This window comes from Oceanicella actignis, assembly GCF_008124525.1.
Lineage (GTDB): Bacteria > Pseudomonadota > Alphaproteobacteria > Rhodobacterales > Rhodobacteraceae > Oceanicella > Oceanicella actignis.
In genome coordinates this window covers 168,413-185,219 of record NZ_VNHJ01000003.1, presented here as the reverse complement: position 1 = coordinate 185,219, position 16,807 = coordinate 168,413, and the positions used below count along the sequence as shown (strand labels likewise).

The window sequence follows — 16,807 nt, the reverse complement described above, 5'->3', positions numbered from 1 at the left end:
GCTGTCGATCCCGTTCTAGCCGTCTTCCAGATGCAGCAGCAAGCCGCTCGCGATCAGGATCATCGCCACCGGCGGCGCCCAGGCCGCCAGAACGGGCGCGATGGCGCCGATCGAGCCGAAGGCCTGCGCGACGTTCGACAGCAGGAAATAGCCCAGCCCCGCCAGCACCGCGCTCAGCGCCATCCAGCCCAGCCCGCCGAAGCGCGCATGGCGCATCGAGAAGGCCGCGCCCAGAAGCACCATCGCCGCCATCAGCACCGGCTGCGCCAGCTGCGAGTGCCAGTGCATGCGGTGGCGGTCGGCGGCGAAGCCGGCGGCCTCCATCATGTCGATGAAGGCGGGCATGTCCCAGAACGAGATCGTCTGCGGCGGCGAGAAGCTTTCGAGGATGCGCTCATGCGTCAGCTCGGTCTCGATGCGCATGTTGGCCGCGCGCGTCTCGGCCGGCGGCGCGTCGCGGCGCAGGGGATCGAAGCGCCAGGCGCGCACCTGATGCAGCCGCCAGGCGCCGGGCTCGAGCACGGCGCGCGCCGCCTCGATGCGCGCCGCCAGCCGGTCTTCATGGTCGAAGCGGAACACGCTCACATCCCACAGCTGCGCGCCCGTGCGGTCGGCGCGCCAGGCGCGGATCACCTCCTGCCCCTGCGCGCTGCGCTGGCGCAGCCACAGCCCCTGCGGCGAGATGGACAGGACCGAGGCGGCCTCGTCGAAATAGCGGGCCTTGAGCGTCTCGAAGCGTTGCAGCGCGCCGGCCGCGATGGGGTTGAGCAGCGCGAAGGACGCCGCCCCGATCACCGCCCCCGCGACCAGCGTCGGCGCCGTCAGCCGCCAGGCCGAGACGCCGGCCGCGCGCGTGACCACCAGTTCGGAGCTGCGCGCCATCGAGGCGAAGCACGCCATGGCCGACAGGAGCGTGACGAAGGGCAGGATGGTCAGGATCAGCGAAGGCGCGTGCAGCGCCGCCAGCAGCAGCACCTGGTCGAAGGTCGCGCCGCTGTTGGCGCTCTTGCGCAGAAGCTCGACCGTGTCGATCAGCATGACCAGCAGGAACACCGTTCCGCAGGCCATGGCGAAATAGGCGCCGAAGCGCCGCGCGACGTAAAGCGAGAGGGTCGAGAAGATCATGCCTCGCCCCCCGCTTCGGCCCCGCGCGCCGCCGCGCCGCGCGGGCGCGGCAACCCGCGCGAGAGCGCCGCCAGCGCCAGCGCCGTCGCCAGGATCGGCGGCGCATACATCAGCGGCCACAGATCGGCCTGGCCGCTGACCGCCGACTTCGCCGCCACGCCCGCCAGCCGCGTCGCCGCCGCCAGCGCCAGCGCCGCCGCCAGGCGCTTGCCGTATCCGCGTCGCCGCCAGCCCGGCCCGAGCAGCGCCGCCAGCCCCACAAGGGGCAGCGCGACGGCGTAGAGCGGGGCGGAAAGCTGCTCGTGCCCCTCGGCCACGAACTTGTGCGGCGGACGGCCCTGCAGGACCTCGGCCGAGGGGGCGACCAGCTCCCAGGCCGGGTATTCCGAGGGCTTGCGCCGCCGCTCCTGCGCGCGGTCGGCGAGCTGGCCCAGATCGTAGACCAGGCGCTCGAAGCCGAGAACGGTCAGCTCCTTCTCGCCCGGGGTCAGGCGCTGGGCGGCGCCGTTGAACATCACCAGGCGCGGCCCGTCCTCGGTGCGGATGAGCGCGGCGCCTTCGGCGGTGTAGGTCACGCGCGCCTCGGGGTCGCGGTCGTCCTGCACGAACAGCCCCGCCATGCGCCCGGCGCCGTCCACGCGGCGGATGTAGACGGTCACGCCCTTGGCCGGATGCAGGAACTGCCCCTCGCGCAGCAGCGCGCCGGCAAGGTCGGCCTGAAGGGTGGCGATGCGCTCGCGCATCTCGCGCGAGGCGGCGGGCGCCAGCTGCAGCGTGATGACGAACATCGCCGCCATCACCAAGGCGCCGAAGGTCGCCACATGGCGCGCAAGGCGCAGCGGGCTCATCCCCGCGGCCAGCATGACCACCAGCTCCGATTCCAGGAACAGCCGGTTGACGGCGTAGAGCGCGCCGGCGAAGGCGGCCACCGGCAGGACCATGCTCATCACCGCCGGCAGCAGCAGCAGCGTGAACTCGGCGAAGATCGCGGCGGACTGGCCGCTCGAGACGACGGTCTCGATGACCTGCAGCGACTGGGTCAGCCACACCACGCCGAGAAAGATCAGCGAGAACATGCCGAACGGGCCCAGGATCTGCCCGATCACGTATTTGCCGATGACGCTGCGCATCCTCGCTCCGCACTTGCCTGCCGCGCGGGGCGCGGGGCCCCGGACGGCGCGACAATCGCCCGTCGCGCGCCCCGGCGCAAGCGCCGGCGGCCCTTGCGCCCGCGCAGCGGCGCCCGGTCGCGGGGATGCGGCCCGCGGGCCGGGGGCGACCGCGCCCATGGGCGCGCCGCCCGATGGCCGGCGGCGCGGGCCGGCGCCGGCCGCGGGACGCGCCGACCGGATGGCGCGTGCGCCCCCCTCTGCGCCGCGGCCCCAGCCGGAGCTCGGGGCCGATGAACGCGCGCCGAAGCCCCCCGGCGCCTGCGCCGCACCGGAGCCGTGGGCGCGCGCCGCTTCGCCGCCTCCGCCGGGCTGGGAGGCGGCCTAGCGCCGCGCCGGCGTCCAAGGTCGCGCCAGCCGGGCGAATGCCGATGCGCGCCGCGCGCATGGGCCGCGCCGATGGGCGCTGGACGCGCCGCGCGCGCGCCGTTACCTCTTGATCGCGAAACCTGATCCCGAAACCGGGCCCCGGCCGCGGCGGCGCCGACCTTCGACCGCCGCCCGCCCGCCCGCCGATCCGCCGGCCGCCCCGCGCGGCCGCGCCCGAACCGGAGACATCCATGACCGCACCCGTCGAGATCGACTTCATCGCCGAAGACCCCTCCGCCGTCGCCGAGGCCGAGGGCGCCGTCGTCGTGCTGGCCGCCGGAACGCGGCTTCTGCCCGCGGCGCAGGCCGCCGACAAGGCGCTGGACGGCGCGCTGTCGCGGCTCGTGGCCTCGAAGCGCTGGAAGGCCGAAGCCGGCGGCTCGGCGACCATTCCCTTCCCGCCCGGCATGAAGGCCGAGGCGCTGACGCTGGTCTCGATCGGCGAGTCGACCGACGCCCACGCCGCGCGCAAGGCCGGCGGCGCCGCGGCGCGGGCGCTGGGCGGGCGGCGCGGCGCGGTGTTCGCCGGCGGCATGGGCGACGCCGAGCTGACGGCCGAGCTGGCCTTCGGCCTGGCTCTGCGCGGCTATGATTTCGACGTCTACAAGACCGCCTCGGGCGACGAGGACGAGGACGACGCCCCCGAAGGCGTCGTCCTGGCCTGCGACGCGCCCGAGCAGACCGCCAAGGCCTCGCGCCCGCGCGCGGCGCTGGCCGAGGGCGTGTTCTTCGCCCGCGATCTGGTCAACGAGCCGGCCAACGTCCTGACGACCGAGGATTTCGCCGCCCGCATCGCCGCCATGGCCGAGCTGGGGCTCGAGGTCGAGATCCTGGACGAGCCCGAGCTCGAGCGGCTGGGCATGCGCGCGTTGCTGGCGGTCGGGCAGGGCAGCGCCTCGCCCTCGAAGGTGGCGGTGATGCGCTGGCCGGGCGGCGGCGACGAGGCGCCGCTGGCGCTGGTCGGCAAGGGGGTGGTGTTCGACACCGGCGGCATCTCGATCAAGCCCGCGGCCGGCATGGAGGAAATGACCATGGACATGGGCGGCGCCGCCGTCGTCGCGGGCGTGATGCGCGCGCTGGCGCTGCGCGGCGCCAAGGCCAACGTGGTCGGCCTGGTCGGCCTGGTCGAGAACATGCCCGACGGCAAGGCGCAGCGCCCGGGCGACATCGTGCGCTCGATGAAGGGCGACACGATCGAGGTCATCAACACCGACGCCGAGGGGCGCCTCGTGCTGGCCGACGTGATGTGGTATGCGCAGCAGCGCTTCCGCCCCGCCGCCATGATCGACCTGGCGACGCTGACCGGGGCGATGATCGTCGCGCTGGGCCACGAGACGGCGGGCTATTTCAGCAATGACGACGCGCTTGCCGGCGCGCTCGAGGCCGCCGCCCGCGCCGAGGGCGAGGCGATCTGGCGTCTGCCGCTGGGGCCGGCCTATGACAAGCTCATCAAGTCGCGCCTCGCGGACATGAAGAACACCGGCGGGCGCGCGGCGGGCGCGATCACGGCGGCGCAGTTCCTGCAGCGCTTCGTGCAGAAGGGCACGCCCTGGGCGCATATCGACATCGCCGGCGTCGCGCTGAGCAAGGAGGCCCGCGACCTGCATCCGCGCGGCGCCAGCGGCTGGGGGGTGATGACGCTCGACCGCCTGGTGCGCGCGCGCGAGAAGGGCTGAGCGGCGAGCCGCCGCGCGCCATGGCCGAGGTCTGGTTCTATCATCTGACCGTCCGCGCGCTCGAAGACGCGGCGCCCGAGATCCTCGAGCGCTGCGTCGCGCGCGGCTGGCGCGCCACGGTGCGCCTGGGCTCGGAGGCGCGCGCGGCGGCGCTGGACGATCGGCTGTGGACCTACGACCCCGAATCCTTCCTGCCCCATGGCGGCCCGGGCGAGGGCGATCCCGCGACGCAGCCGGTCTATCTGACGGCGGGCGACGAGATCCCGAACGATCCGCAGCTGCTGATGCTGGCCGACGGCGCCCAGGCCTCGATCGACGAGATGGCCCGCCATCAACGCACCGCCATCCTGTTCGACGGCCGCGATCCCGAGGCGGTGGCGCGCGCGCGCGACGCCTGGCGCGCGGCGACGGCGGCGGGGCTGGCGGCGGTCTATTGGGCGCAGACCGAGGACGGCCGCTGGACGCGCCGCGCCGCCTCGCCCGCCGGCGGCGCGGCGGCCGCGAACGCCGCGCCGAAGGCGCAAGTGCAGCAGGATCGCGAGGCGGACAAGGGCGACGCGAACCAGAGCTAGGGGGCGTCGGGGCGACCCCGCGCGGCGTCAGGGCCGCGGCGCGGGTTGGCCCGGGCGGGCCGATCCGGGGGCAGATCAGGGGGCGCGGATCCTGGCGGGCCGATGGCCGGGCGCCCGCCGCCGCTTGCCGCGACGCCGGCGAAGCGGCGGGCCGCCCCGGCCTACGCCGGGCGGTCGGGAAGCCGAGGGGCCGGTCAGGGAACCAGCGTCAGCGTGTCGCCCTCGATGCTCACCCGGCTGAAACGAGACAGCACGCGCATGCCCATCAGCGAGCTGAAGAGCTGCCCCTCGTTCACATGCGCGGGCACGTCGCGCAGCACATGCGGGCCGATGCGCAGCGTCTCGATGCGCACGGGGGCCGTGCGCACCACGCCGTTCGCGGTGCGCGCGCGCCCGCTCCAGGTCAGCGCGTCGACATCCAGCCCCGCGCGGCGCGCATCGCGCATCGTCAGCACAAGGCCGCTCGCGCCGGTGTCGAGCAGGAAGGTCACGGGCGCGCCGTTGACCTCGGCGGCGATGCGGAAATGCCCGTCCGCGCCGCGCCGCAGCGTCAGCGCGCCCGCCTCGGCCGGCGCGGGCAGGTCGGGGCGCAGCGCCGCGATCAACGGCTCGCGCAGCGCATAGAGCAGCGCCAGCGTCAGCAGGATCGCCGCCCAGGCCAGCCCGTCGCGCGCCAGCGACGACAGCCGCCGCCGTCTGCGCAGGATCAGGCCCGCCAGCAGGGCCCCGCCCAGCAGCGCCAGGTAAAGGATGCGCGCGGCCGCGTCCGCGTCGATCTGCGCCGTCATTTCGCCCTCCCGGCCCGCCCTCCCGGCCCGCCCTCCCGGCCCGCTCGCCGGGCCCGTCCGCCGGGCCCGCTCGCGTGGCCCGTCCGTCTGGCCCGGCGCTCAGCCGGCCTCGGCCCTGCGCTCGGCCTCCTCGAGGCGCTCCTGCGCGTCCATCCACAGCGCCTCGGCGCGCTCGAGCGCCTCGAGGATCTCGCCGCGCTTGATCTGCAGCCGCTCGACCTCGCCGCCCGCGCCCAGGGCGCTGTCGTTCATGTAGAAGTCCGGGTCCATCAGCCGCGCGTCGATGCGCGCGCGCATCTCCTCCAGCTTGGCCACGCGCGCCTCGCAGCGGCGCACCTCGTCGCGCAGGGGGGCGAGGGCGCGGCGGGCCTCGGCGGCGGCGCGGCGGGCCTCGCGGCGCCGGTCGGCCTCGGCCGCGGCCCGCGCGCCGCCCTTGCCGCCCGAGGCGCCGCCGCGCTCGGACAGCAGCAGGCGGCGATAGTCGTCCATGTCGCCGTCGAACTCGCGCACCGCGCCGTCGCGCACCAGCCACAGCCGGTCGGCCACGCTTTCGACCAGATGGGGGTCGTGGCTGACCAGGATCACCGCGCCCTCATACTCGGCCAGCGCCTGCGCCAGCGCCTGGCGGCTTTCGATGTCCAGATGGTTGGTCGGCTCGTCCAGCACCAGAAGATGCGGCGCGTCGAGCGCGCACAGCAGCATGGTCAGCCGCGCCTTCTGCCCGCCCGACAGGCGCGCGACCTCGGTCTGGGCCTGGGCGGCGTCGATCCCGCCGCGCGCGAGCAGCGCGCGCAGCCGCGCGGGCGGCTCGTCGGGGCGCAGGCGCTGCAGGTGCTGAAGCGGCGTCTCGTTCAGCCTCAGCTCGTCCACCTGATGCTGCGCGAAATAGCCCACCCGCAGTTTGGGCGCGCGGCGCAGCTCGCCCGACAGCGGCGCCAGCCGCCCGGCGATCAGCTTCGAGAGGGTCGACTTGCCCTGTCCGTTCGCGCCCAGCAGCGCGATGCGGTCGTCCTGGTCGATGCGCAGCCGCAGCCCCCGCAGCACCGGCGCGCCGTCATAGCCGGCGGCCACGTCCTCCATCGCCAGCAGCGGCGGCGGCAGCTGGTCGGGCGAGGGGAAGACGAAGCCGCGCACCTCGGTCTCGACCACCGCGGCGATCGGCTCCATGCGCTCGAGCATCTTGAGCCGCGCCTGCGCCTGGCGCGCCTTGGACGCCTTGTAGCGGAACCGGTCCACGAAGGACTGGATGTGCGCGCGCTGGGCCTCCTGCTTGCGGGCCATGGCGGCGGTCTGTTCGAGCTTGAGGCGGCGCTCGCGCTCGAACTGGTCGTAGCGCCCGCCGTAAAGCGTCAGCTTGCGATGCTCGAGATGCAGGATGTTCTGCACCGCGCGGTTCAGCAGCCCGCGATCATGCGAGATGACCAGCGTCGTGGCCGGATAGTTCGCCAGGAATCCCTCAAGCCACACCGCCCCCTCGAGGTCGAGATAGTTCGTCGGCTCGTCCAGCAGCAGCAGGTCGGGGCGCGAGAACAGCACCGCCGCCAGCGCCACGCGCATGCGCCATCCGCCCGAGAACTCGGCGCAGGGGCGCGCCTGGGCGGCGGCGTCGAAGCCCAGCCCGTTCAGGATCGCGGCGGCGCGCGCCTCGGCCGAATGGGCGTCGATGTCGGCGAGGCGCGTCTGGATGGCGGCGATCTCGGCCGGGTCCTGCGCGACCTCGGCGCGGGCCAGCAGGGCGGCGCGTTCGGCGTCGGCGGCCAGCACGGTGTCGAGCAGGCTGTCCGCGGTGGCGGGCGCCTCCTGCTCGACGCCGCCGATGCGCGCGCCGCGCGGAACCTCGATCTGGCCCGCGTCGGGCGTCAGCTCGCCGCGGATCAGGCGGAACAGGGTCGTCTTGCCCGCGCCGTTGCGCCCGACGACGCCGACCTTGCGGCCCTCGGGGATGACGGCCGAGGCGGCGTCGAACAACGGGTTCCCGGCAAGCGAGAAGGACAGGTCGCGAATCACCAGCATGGCGCGGATTTAGCCTGCCCGCCGGGATTCGGAAAGCGCCGCCGCTCAGCCGCCATGCGCCCCCATCTCGCCCGCGCGCTCGAGCGCGATGTCCGTGCGCGACAGATGGTGCCGGTAGCGGCGCCCGTCCTTGAGATAGGTGGTGACCTCGATGAAGGTCTCGGGGCCCTGGGCGTGCATCATCGCGTGCGAGCTGAGAAAGTTGTAATGCCCGGCGCCGCCCTGGGCCAGGGCGGCGGTGACGGGGCGGCTGTCCCACAGCTGGCCGTCGCGGAACCATTCGATCGTGCCGCGCATGAGCGTGCCCTCGGCCTCGGTCACGCGCAGCACCGCTTCGCCCCCGCGCCCGCCCGGATCGACCGGAACGAAGGGGCCGCGCCACTCGCCCAGCATCAGATGGGTGGTCTGGGGCGTGACGCGCACCATGTGCACGGGCGGCGGCGGCGGGGCGCCGCAGGCGGCGGCCGCGGTCAGCGCCGCCAGCGCAAGGGCCGCGGCGCGGCGGGCGGGAGGCATGGTCATGGGCGTGCTCCGTGTCTGGCTCGCGCCTCGGCGGGCGCGGGATCGCTGAAGAAGGGCAGGCGCGCCAGCGCGCCCTCGAGCGCATTCGCCAGCGGCGCGCGCCAGCGCAGCTCGATCAGGCGCGACAACGCCAGCGCCAGCGCGAAGGTGCCCGCCGCGGCGGCGGGAACCGAAATCCGTTCGAGGCCGGCGGCGTTCAGCTCGCGGATGATGACGAGGCCGATGTTCTGGTGCGTCAGATACCAGGTGTAGCTGGTCAGCCCGATCAGCGTCAGCGGCGCGGCGCCAAGCCGGCGCCCGCGCCGCATCGTCGCCGCGGCCAGCGCCATCAGCGCCGCAAGCGGGGCCTCGACGCCCGCATAGCGGCTCGAGATCATCGCGCCGCCCAGCGCGATCGCCAGCGCCGCGAGGCGCAGGCGCGGCCCCGTCTCGTCCCAGCGCCAGAGGATCAGCCCGAACAGGAACATGGCCGAGTAGGGAAAGATCAGCGCCCGCCGCGCCAGCGGCTCGGACAGCGCCTCGGCCCCGGCGCCGGCCAGCGTGAACAGGCACCAGAAGATCAGCCCGCCGCGCGCGCCCAGCCGGAAATGCGCCAGCGCGAGAAGAACGTAGAACTGCAGCTCGACGATCAGGCTCCAATAGGCCCCGTCCACATGCGGAACCAGCGGCGACAGCGCGTTGAGCCAGAGCATGTTCGCCAGCGCCTGCCAGAGCTCGGGCGTGCGCCCGGGCAGCGGGAAGGCCCAGCAGACCGCCGAGGTCAGCGCGACCGCGGCCGCATAGGCCGGCCACAGCCGCGCCAGCCGCAGCGCCACGAAGCGCGCCGCCGTGCGCGCGCGCGCCAGCGTCGAGGCGATGCAGAAGGCCGAGACGACGAAGAACAGGTCCACCCCCAGCCATCCGGGGAACGAGAACCCCCGCGGCGCCGAGAAGCCCAGATAGGTCCAGTCCCAGCGGTCGAAATAGTGATAGACGACCACCATCGCGATGCCCAGCGCGCGCAGCGCGTCCACGCCAGGCCAGCGCGCGCCCTGCGTGGCTTGGCGGGTCGGCGGCGCGAGGGCGGGCATGGCGGCTCCGGCTGCTGGGGCTTCGGCTTGGTCCTAGCCGCCCGGCGGCGCGCGGGTCAAGCGCGGCGGCCGGTCCCGGGCGCGATCGTCCGCCCCCACGGGCGGATGGGCGCCTCTGCGCGGGGCCCGCGCCTTCGCGATCCGCCGCGGCGCGCGCGCCCGGGCGGCGGGGCGTCGGACATGCTGCGCGCGCGCTCCCGCCGGGCGAGGCGACGCCCCCGACGGCGTGGATGGCGGGTTGAGCGCCTTGGCGGTCGCGGGGCGGGCGCGGGAGTCGGACGGCCGGAGGCGGCGGCGCCGCCAGGGGCGCCCCCGCCGGCGCGGATGCGGGGTTGTCGCCCTTGCGGCGCGCGCCCGAACGCATGACGCGCCCCTTGCGCCCCTTGCGCCCCTTGCGCCGCTTGCGTCGGGCGCCCGGGGCCGGACGTGGCCGTGCAGGGCGCGACGCGCCCCCGCCTTCGCGGAAGGCGGCGCGGCATCGCCGCGATGCGCGACGGCCATGCCGACGCCCCCGCCGCCGCCGATGGCGGCCCCGCGCGCGCCGTTTCCCCGGCGCGCCGCGCGCCCTTCCATGCGCCGCGCCGACATGCTATCGGGCGCGCGGAGCTTGCCGGTCGGCCCCTCGCCGCCCGCGCATCGACGTCCGCGCGCCAAGGCGCGCTCAACACCCGCCGAAAGGAAGACCACATGGCCATCGAGCGCACGCTCTCGATCATCAAGCCCGACGCCACCCGCCGCAACCTGACCGGCGCCATCAACGCCAAGTTCGAGGCCGCCGGCCTGCGCATCGTGGCGCAAAAGCGCATCAAGCTGACCAAGGAGCAGGCCGGCAAGTTCTACGAGGTGCACAAGGAGCGCCCCTTCTACGACGAGCTGTGCGAGTTCATGTCCTCGGCCCCCGTCGTGGTGCAGGTGCTCGAGGGCGAGAACGCCATCGCGCGCAACCGCGAGGTGATGGGCGCGACCAACCCCGCCGAGGCCGCCGAGGGCACCATCCGCAAGGAGTTCGCCCTGTCGATCGGCGAGAACTCGGTGCATGGCTCGGACGCTCCCGAGACCGCCGCGGCCGAGATCGCCTTCTTCTTCTCGCAGCTCGAGATCGTGGGCTGACGCAAAGACCGATAAAGACCGACTCCAAGGCCGTTTCGGGCCGCGAAGGGCCGCTCCCGGCAGGGAGCGGCCCTTTTTCGCGGCGCGACGGCGGGCTCAGTCGTCCTGCAGCATCACCGGCGTGCGGTCGCCGGCCGCGAAGCGGCGCAGCACGAGCGGATAGAGCCGATGCTCGAGCCGCCGCACCCGCGCGGCCAGAAGGTCGGGCGTGTCGCCGGGCAGGATGGGCGTGCGCGCCTGGCCAAGGATGGGGCCGTCGTCGAGCTCGGCGGTCACCTCGTGCACGGTGCAGCCATGCTCGGCGTCGCCCGCCTCGAGCGCGCGCTCATGCGTGCGCAGGCCCTTGTGTCGCGGCAGCAGCGAGGGGTGGATGTTCAGCATCCGCCCCTGCCAGCGCGCGACGAAGGCGGGGGTGAGGATGCGCATGAAGCCGGCAAGGCAGATCAGCTCGGCGCCCGCTTCCTCCAGAGCCGCGTGCAGCGCGGCCTCGAAGGCGGCGCGGTCGCCGCGATAGGGCTTGTGATCGACCGCCAGCGCCGGCACGCCGCGCGCCGCGGCCTTGGCCAGCCCCGCCGCGCGCGGATCGTTCGACAGCACCAGGACGGGCGTCGCGGGATGCTCGGGGTCGACCGCCGGGTCCATCGAGGCCAGCAGCGCCTCCATGTTCGAGCCCGTCCCCGAGATCAGGATCGCGACGCGCCGCCTGGCCTGCGCGCTCATGCCAGCGCCCCCGACCAGCGCAGCCCCGCCTCTTCCGAGATCACGCCGATGCGGTGCGCGCGCGCGCCCTCGGCCTCGAGCGCGGCCAAGACCGCGGCGACGGAGTCGGGCGCGACCACCAGCGTCATGCCGATGCCGCAGTTGAAGGTCTTGAGCGCCTCGGCCGGATCAAGCGCCGCCGCATCGATCAGCCAGCGGAAGACCGGCGGCAGCGGCCAGGCGTCCAGCGCGATGTCCGCGCCCAGCGTGGGCGGCAGCACGCGCGGCAGGTTCTCGATCAGCCCGCCGCCCGTGATGTGGGCCAGCGCCCGCACGCCGCCCGCGCGCATGGCCGCCAGCGCCGGGCGCACGTAAAGGCGGGTGGGCGCCAGCAGCGCCTCGCCCAGGCTGCGCTCGGGGTCGAAGGGGGCGGGCGCGTCCCAGCTCAGCCCCTCGCGCGCGACGATGCGGCGCACCAGCGAATAGCCGTTCGAATGCACGCCCGAGGATTCGAGCCCCAGCACCACGTCGCCCGGCAGGCAGGGCGCGGGCAGGACCTGGTCGCGCTCGACCGCGCCGACGGCGAAGCCGGCCAGGTCGAAATCGCCGTCGGGATACATGCCGGGCATCTCGGCCGTCTCGCCGCCGATCAGCGCGCAGCCGGCCTCGGCGCAGGCCCGCGCGATGCTCTCGACCACGCGCGCGCCGTGTTCGACCGACAGCCGCCCGGTGGCGAAATAGTCCAGAAAGAACAGCGGCTCGGCGCCCTGGCAGACCAGATCGTTCACGCACATCGCCACCAGATCCTGGCCCACCCCATCGACGCGGCCGGTGTCGATGGCGATGCGCAGCTTGGTGCCGACGCCGTCCGTGGCCGCGACCAGGACCGGATCGCGATATCCCGCGGCCTTGAGGTCGAAGAGCGCGCCGAAGCCCCCCAACCCCGACATGGTTCCCGGCCGCGCCGTCGCGGCGGCGGCGGGCTTGATGCGCTCGACCAGCGCGGCGCCGGCGTCGATGTCGACGCCCGCCTCCTTGTAGGTCAGCGGACGCCCCGCGCCGCGGGCGCCGGAGGCGGAGTGTGCGTCGTCCTTGCTCATTGGGCTCGCTCCTGATGCTGGCAGGCGTCCTGCGCCAAGGCCCCGGCCGCGGCGGCTCGTCCCGCGCGGCGCGTGGCGCGGTCATAGCGCGCGGGGGCGGCGGGGGACAAGGCGCCTTCCGCGCGCCAGCGCTTCGGGCGAAGCCGCGCGGACGGAGCCAAGAGCAAGCGGGGCTGCGCGCGCAGGGGCGGCAAGGTCGGGCGCATCGGCGATGTTGCGAAGATGAGTGGTGCCCGGGGGCGGATTCGAACCACCGACACGCGGATTTTCAATCCGCTGCTCTACCAACTGAGCTACCCGGGCGGCGCGGCTTGCCGCTGGTGGGGCGGTGTTTAGGGGATGAATCGGCGCCTGTCCAGAGGGATTTTGCGCGCCGCGTCCAAGGCCCCCGGGGGCGCGCTCAGTGATCGTCCTCGGGCGCGGGACGGGCGGGCGCCGCCAGCTCCTGCGCGTCGGGATCGTCGCTTTCCTGCGCCGGGATCGCATAGGCGCCCGAAAGCCAGCGCCCGAGGTCCACATCCGCGCAGCGGCGCGAACAGAAGGGGCGGTAGCGGGGCGAGGTCGGGGCGCGGCAGATCGGACAGCTCATGGCGAAGATGTATGCGTCCGCGCCCCGCGCGGCAAGGCTCGGCGCCGCGCGCCGGCGCCCGCCCGGGGGTGCGGGGCGTCCGTCCTCGCGCGGCGGCGGCCCCGGCGCCCCGCATCCGTGATCGCCGGGCCTTGCGGCCGTATCGGCGGGGGGAGGGGGCGACCGCATCGGCGGGGGCAGGGCCGGCTCGGGCGGCGCGCGTCGTCGGCGCCGAGCATGCGGCCCCCGCGCGGACGAGGCGCGCGGTTCAGCGCCGCCCGCGCCCGCGCGCCGTGCGCTCGAGCGGGGCGCGCAGCAGCTCGGCGATGGGGCGGCGCTCGCGCTTGCGAAGCAGCTCGAGATTGCCCAGCGGCGTCCAGCCGGCCACGGTGGTCTCGACCGGATCGCTCTTGAGCGCGCGCTTGAGCGCCGCCTCGAGCTTGGGCCGGTCGCGTTTCGAGCACGGCGCCGCGTCGACCGTTATCTGCCCGCCCAGCCCGCGCAGGCGCAGCTGGCGCGGCAGGTCCTCGAGCGCGGCCAGATTGGCCTTGAGCGCCGAGGCGGGCGAGAAGTCCGCGCCCGTGTTGACGTCCACGCAGACCATGGCCGCGGTCGGTTCGATGGTCATCCACGCGCCGCCGGGCAGGGGGACGCGGGGCGAGAGCAGGGCCTCGATCTGGTCGAGCAGGCCCAGATCGTCGAACAGCCCCGAGTCGCCGCGCAGCACCCGCTCGGGCTCGGGATCGACCCAGTCGCGCCAGGCCAGAACCTCGGCGTCGGGGGCGGCGACCAGCTCGGCGGGCGCGTCGGCGGGCGCGCCCTCGACCAGCCGGGCCAGGGCGGCCAGCTCTTCGACGTCCTCGGCGATCTCGGCCTCGGCGGCGCCCTCGGCGGCGGTGCGCACCACCAGCCCGGCGGATAGCCCCGCGCGCTCGAGCGCCTCTTGCGCGATGCGGGTCAGGCGGGCGCGCTCTTCGGGGTTGCGGATCTTGCGCGCCACGTTCAGCCCCGGCGCGTGGGGCGTGACGATGGCGTAGCGGCCCTTGAACAGCGGCTCGGCGCTGACGGGCACGGCCTTGCCCGGCTCGGCGTGGCGCGAGATCTGGACGGCCAGCCAGTCGCCCGCGCGCAGCCCCTTGACGCCCTTGAGGAAACCCTCGCGCCCCTCGCCCAGATCGACGAAGACCGCGCCCATGGCGGGCGCAAGGCGGGTGACGCGGGCCATGTGGATGGCGCCGGGGCGCGGGGTCGGGTCGTCCTCGGGCGGGTCGATCAAGAGGTCGATCAGGCGGCCCCCTTCGGTCAGCGCCGCCATGGCGGGCAGGTCGGGGTCGTCGAGAATGACGATGGCGCGGCCGTTCATGGGCGTCTCTCCGGTCTTGGCGCGCTCCGGGCGCGGCGCCTGGCTCTGGCGGCGGAGCGCGGGGGCGTTCTGGTCGTGGGCGCCGCTGGCGCGGGGCGGGGCTTGGCGGGGCAGGGCTTGGCGGGGCGGGGCTTGGCGGGGCAGGGCGGCGTCAGGCGGCGGCGCGGCCCGGATCGGGCGCGATGCCGGCGGCGGCCAGCATTCCGGCGGTTTCGGTCAGCGGCAGGCCGACGACGTTGGTGTAGGAGCCGTTGATCGCCGGCACGAACATCGCCGCCGCGCCCTGGATGGCGTAGCCGCCCGCCTTGCCGCGCCACTCGCCCGAACGCAGATAGGCGGCGATCTCGTCCTCGCTCAGGCGCTTGAAGCGCACCTGGGTCTCGACCCGCCGCCGCCACAGCCGCGCGCCCCGGCGCAGCGCCACGGCGGTGATGACCCGGTGGCGCCGGCCCGAGAGCAGGCGCAAGAAGCGCTCGGCCTCGGCCGCGTCCTCGGGCTTGCCCAGGATGCGCCGGCCGACGGCGACCACCGTGTCGGCGGTCAGCAGCGCGTCCTCCGGCCCGACGCGCGCGGCCAGCGCGGCGTTCTTTTCAAGCGCCAGGCGCAGCGCATAGGCGCGCGGCAGCTCGGCGCGGGCGGGGGTTTCGTCGATCTCGGCGGGGATGACGGCGTCGGGCGCGACGCCGATGCGCGCAAGCAGCTCGAGCCGGCGCGGCGAGGCCGAGCCGAGCACCAGCCTCGGGACCGTGGGCCGCTCGGCGCTCAAGGCGTCACTTGAAGCGGTAGGTGATGCGGCCCTTGGTCAGGTCGTAGGGGGTCATCTCGACCTGCACCTTGTCGCCCGCAAGCACGCGGATGCGGTTCTTGCGCATCTTGCCCGCCGTGTGGGCGATGATCTCATGGCCGTTCTCGAGCTGCACCCGGAAAGTCGCGTTGGGCAGAAGCTCGACAACGACGCCGGGGAATTCGAGGGTCTCTTCCTTGGCCATGCCTGCTCCGTCGTCTGGTCGGCGCGTCGTCGCGAACGAAACGCCCGCCCGGAGAACGCGCCGGGCGGCGACGGCGGTATGGCCCGATTGCGCCGCGAATGCAAGAGGGCGCCGCGTTCAGTCCTCGGAAGGGTCGGGCTGAAGCGAGCGCCAGGCCGAGATGGCGACGAAATAGAGCGAGCTGGCCACCCACAGCGCGAAGACCAGCGGGTGCGCCTCGCGCGCCTGCGCGGCGTGCGGATCGACCAGCACGAGCCGCAGCGTGGTGGCGAACCACAGCACCGTCATGGGAATCGTGACCGGGCGCATGGCGCGCACGCGGAACGGGTGGACGTATTTGAGCGGCACGAAGGTCAGGACAAGGCAGGCGGCGATGACCGCAAGGTTCGTCCACGGTCCGGTCTGCATGATGTGAAAGGCCAGCACGACGATGTTCCACACCGCCGGAAAGCCCGAGAAGTAATAGTCCGAGGTCTTCACCCCCTGATTGGCGAAGGTGTAGAGCGACACCAGCATGACCGCGGCGGCGGTGGCGGTCTCCCACCCCTGCGGGACGAGGTCGAACCAGTAGATCATCATCGCCGGCACCGCGACGTAGGTGAAATAGTCCACCACGTTGTCCAGCGTCGCGCCGTCGAACTGGGGCGTCACCTCGCGCACGCGCGCGCGCCGGGCCAGCGTGCCGTCGATCCCGTCCACGAACAGCGCCAGGCCCAGCCACATGAAGACCGCCACGCGGTCGCCTTCCAGAATCGCCAGAAGCGCCAGGAAGCCAAGCACGATTCCCGACGCGGTGAAGGCGTGCACCGCCCATGCGCGGGCCATCTCCTTGCGCGAAGGGGGCTGGCCGGGGCGGTCGCCGTCGTTCATCGCAGTGCTCTCCATGGGTGGGCTCCGTTGCGCGGCGCGCAGGTCGCCGCGGCGCGACGATACAGGCGCGCGCGCCCCGCTGGCAAGCGCAAGGGCGGGCGCGGGTCGGGCGGCGCAGGCATTGGCAAGGGCCTGTCCGGGCGCGGCCCGCGGCGGGGTTGAGGCGGGGCTGTCGCGCCCGCTCTCGCGCGCGAACCGGTTCCGACCGCGCCGCCCCGCCGACCAGCCGCCCCGCCGGCTGGCCGCCCATCCCAGGCCCCGGCGCGAAGCCGCGCCTGATTCCGGGGTCCCGCCCTTGCGGCGCGGGCGTCGCTCCCCCGCGCGGCGAAGGGTCCGCTCGTCGGCGCCCGTCCGGGCGGGTCAGAAGGGCGGAAAGCGCGCGCGGATGCGGGCGATGATCTGATCGCGGGTCATGCGATAGGCCGCCAGGCGCTCGTCGCGGGTGCGGCCGATGCCGGTCGGGTCCAGAACGGGCCAGAACTCGACCTCGACCGCCGACCAGCGCGCGCGCTCGAGCGCGGCGCGCTTGGCCGCCGGCGAGAGGGCGACGATCAGGTCGTATCCCTCGGCCTCGCCCAGCGCCTCGAGATCGTCGAGGCTGCGCGCGCGATGGCGCGACAGCTCGACCCCGATCTCGGCGCAGACCGCGATGGCGAAGCCGTCCACCTCCATGTCCGCGCGCACCCCGGCCGATTGCACGAAGACCTTGTCGCCGTGCAGCTTCTTCATGATCCCCTCGGCCATGGGCGAGCGCACCGCGTTGTGGTCGCAGCAGAACAGCACCGAGGAGGGAAGCTGCGCCAT

17 protein-coding genes and 1 tRNA gene are annotated in these 16,807 nt (G+C 74.4%); 3 read left to right on the top strand and 15 right to left on the bottom strand.

The genetic code is table 11. From position 1 onward, the window contains the following. Window positions 1-15 precede the first annotated feature (15 nt). Both lptG and lptF read right to left on the bottom strand, forming a co-directional pair. Window positions 16-1,125 carry an LPS export ABC transporter permease LptG gene (lptG, locus tag LY05_RS06125; protein ID WP_148922506.1) on the bottom strand — a complete coding sequence of 370 codons (1,110 nt, stop codon included), beginning with the start codon at window positions 1,123-1,125 and terminating at the stop codon, window positions 16-18. Then, on the bottom strand, window positions 1,122-2,255 hold the full coding sequence (lptF, locus tag LY05_RS06120; protein ID WP_072745887.1) for an LPS export ABC transporter permease LptF: 1,134 nt from the start codon (window positions 2,253-2,255) through the stop codon (window positions 1,122-1,124). The genes lptG and lptF overlap by 4 nt, the downstream gene beginning before the upstream one ends. Window positions 2,256-2,854: 599 nt before the next feature. Between lptF and LY05_RS06115 the strand changes: the two genes are divergently transcribed. Both LY05_RS06115 and LY05_RS06110 read left to right on the top strand, forming a co-directional pair. Further along, window positions 2,855-4,339, top strand: coding sequence for a leucyl aminopeptidase (locus tag LY05_RS06115; RefSeq protein WP_148922504.1), 1,485 nt, complete (start codon window positions 2,855-2,857; stop codon window positions 4,337-4,339). A gap of 20 nt (window positions 4,340-4,359) precedes the next feature. Then, the gene (locus LY05_RS06110) at window positions 4,360-4,911 is read left to right on the top strand and encodes a DNA polymerase III subunit chi (protein ID WP_148922503.1); all 552 of its coding nucleotides are present in this window, start codon (window positions 4,360-4,362) and stop codon (window positions 4,909-4,911) included. Window positions 4,912-5,105: 194 nt separating this feature from the next. Here LY05_RS06110 and LY05_RS06105 read toward each other — a convergent pair whose 3' ends face one another. The 4 genes from LY05_RS06105 to LY05_RS06090 all read right to left on the bottom strand — a co-directional run bounded on the left by LY05_RS06105 (window position 5,106) and on the right by LY05_RS06090 (window position 9,304). Further along, entirely contained in the window at window positions 5,106-5,699 is a 594-nt protein-coding gene (locus LY05_RS06105; protein WP_148922502.1) for a retropepsin-like aspartic protease family protein, read from the bottom strand. 99 nt (window positions 5,700-5,798) lie between these two features. Then, complete coding sequence (locus LY05_RS06100) at window positions 5,799-7,712, bottom strand: ABC-F family ATP-binding cassette domain-containing protein (protein ID WP_148922501.1); 1,914 nt, start codon at window positions 7,710-7,712, stop codon at window positions 5,799-5,801. Between the two features lie 45 nt (window positions 7,713-7,757). After that, window positions 7,758-8,234 (bottom strand): hypothetical protein, encoded by a 477-nt coding sequence (locus LY05_RS06095; RefSeq protein ID WP_148922500.1) that lies wholly within the window; start codon window positions 8,232-8,234, stop codon window positions 7,758-7,760. After that, a complete protein-coding gene (locus LY05_RS06090) occupies window positions 8,231-9,304 on the bottom strand; it encodes an acyltransferase family protein (RefSeq protein WP_148922499.1) in 1,074 nt (357 codons plus the stop codon). The genes LY05_RS06095 and LY05_RS06090 overlap by 4 nt, the downstream gene beginning before the upstream one ends. Before the next feature lie 687 nt (window positions 9,305-9,991). Here LY05_RS06090 and ndk point away from each other — a divergent pair. Next, window positions 9,992-10,414 (top strand): nucleoside-diphosphate kinase, encoded by a 423-nt coding sequence (ndk, locus tag LY05_RS06085; protein ID WP_072745881.1) that lies wholly within the window; start codon window positions 9,992-9,994, stop codon window positions 10,412-10,414. A gap of 96 nt (window positions 10,415-10,510) precedes the next feature. Here the strand turns inward: ndk and purN are convergent, their stop codons facing one another. The 9 genes from purN to LY05_RS06040 form a co-directional block, all read right to left on the bottom strand. Next, window positions 10,511-11,134 carry a phosphoribosylglycinamide formyltransferase gene (gene purN / locus LY05_RS06080; RefSeq protein ID WP_148922498.1) on the bottom strand — a complete coding sequence of 208 codons (624 nt, stop codon included), beginning with the start codon at window positions 11,132-11,134 and terminating at the stop codon, window positions 10,511-10,513. After that, window positions 11,131-12,213: a phosphoribosylformylglycinamidine cyclo-ligase gene (gene purM / locus LY05_RS06075; protein ID WP_148922497.1), complete on the bottom strand. Its 1,083-nt coding sequence runs from the start codon at window positions 12,211-12,213 to the stop codon at window positions 11,131-11,133. The genes purN and purM overlap by 4 nt, the downstream gene beginning before the upstream one ends. A gap of 227 nt (window positions 12,214-12,440) precedes the next feature. Then, window positions 12,441-12,516, bottom strand: a tRNA-Phe gene (locus tag LY05_RS06070). Between the two features lie 97 nt (window positions 12,517-12,613). Then, complete coding sequence (locus LY05_RS06065) at window positions 12,614-12,802, bottom strand: DNA gyrase inhibitor YacG (RefSeq protein ID WP_148922496.1); 189 nt, start codon at window positions 12,800-12,802, stop codon at window positions 12,614-12,616. A gap of 247 nt (window positions 12,803-13,049) precedes the next feature. Further along, entirely contained in the window at window positions 13,050-14,144 is a 1,095-nt protein-coding gene (locus LY05_RS06060; protein ID WP_148922495.1) for a ribonuclease E/G, read from the bottom strand. Window positions 14,145-14,295: 151 nt separating this feature from the next. Next, a complete protein-coding gene (locus LY05_RS06055; protein ID WP_148922494.1) occupies window positions 14,296-14,910 on the bottom strand; it encodes a Maf family protein in 615 nt (204 codons plus the stop codon). A gap of 4 nt (window positions 14,911-14,914) precedes the next feature. Then, entirely contained in the window at window positions 14,915-15,133 is a 219-nt protein-coding gene (gene infA / locus LY05_RS06050) for a translation initiation factor IF-1 (RefSeq protein WP_072745875.1), read from the bottom strand. A gap of 117 nt (window positions 15,134-15,250) precedes the next feature. Then, window positions 15,251-16,018 carry a CDP-alcohol phosphatidyltransferase family protein gene (locus tag LY05_RS06045; protein ID WP_211356282.1) on the bottom strand — a complete coding sequence of 256 codons (768 nt, stop codon included), beginning with the start codon at window positions 16,016-16,018 and terminating at the stop codon, window positions 15,251-15,253. Between the two features lie 345 nt (window positions 16,019-16,363). After that, window positions 16,364-16,807 carry an arsenate-mycothiol transferase ArsC gene (locus tag LY05_RS06040; protein ID WP_148922493.1) on the bottom strand — a complete coding sequence of 148 codons (444 nt, stop codon included), beginning with the start codon at window positions 16,805-16,807 and terminating at the stop codon, window positions 16,364-16,366.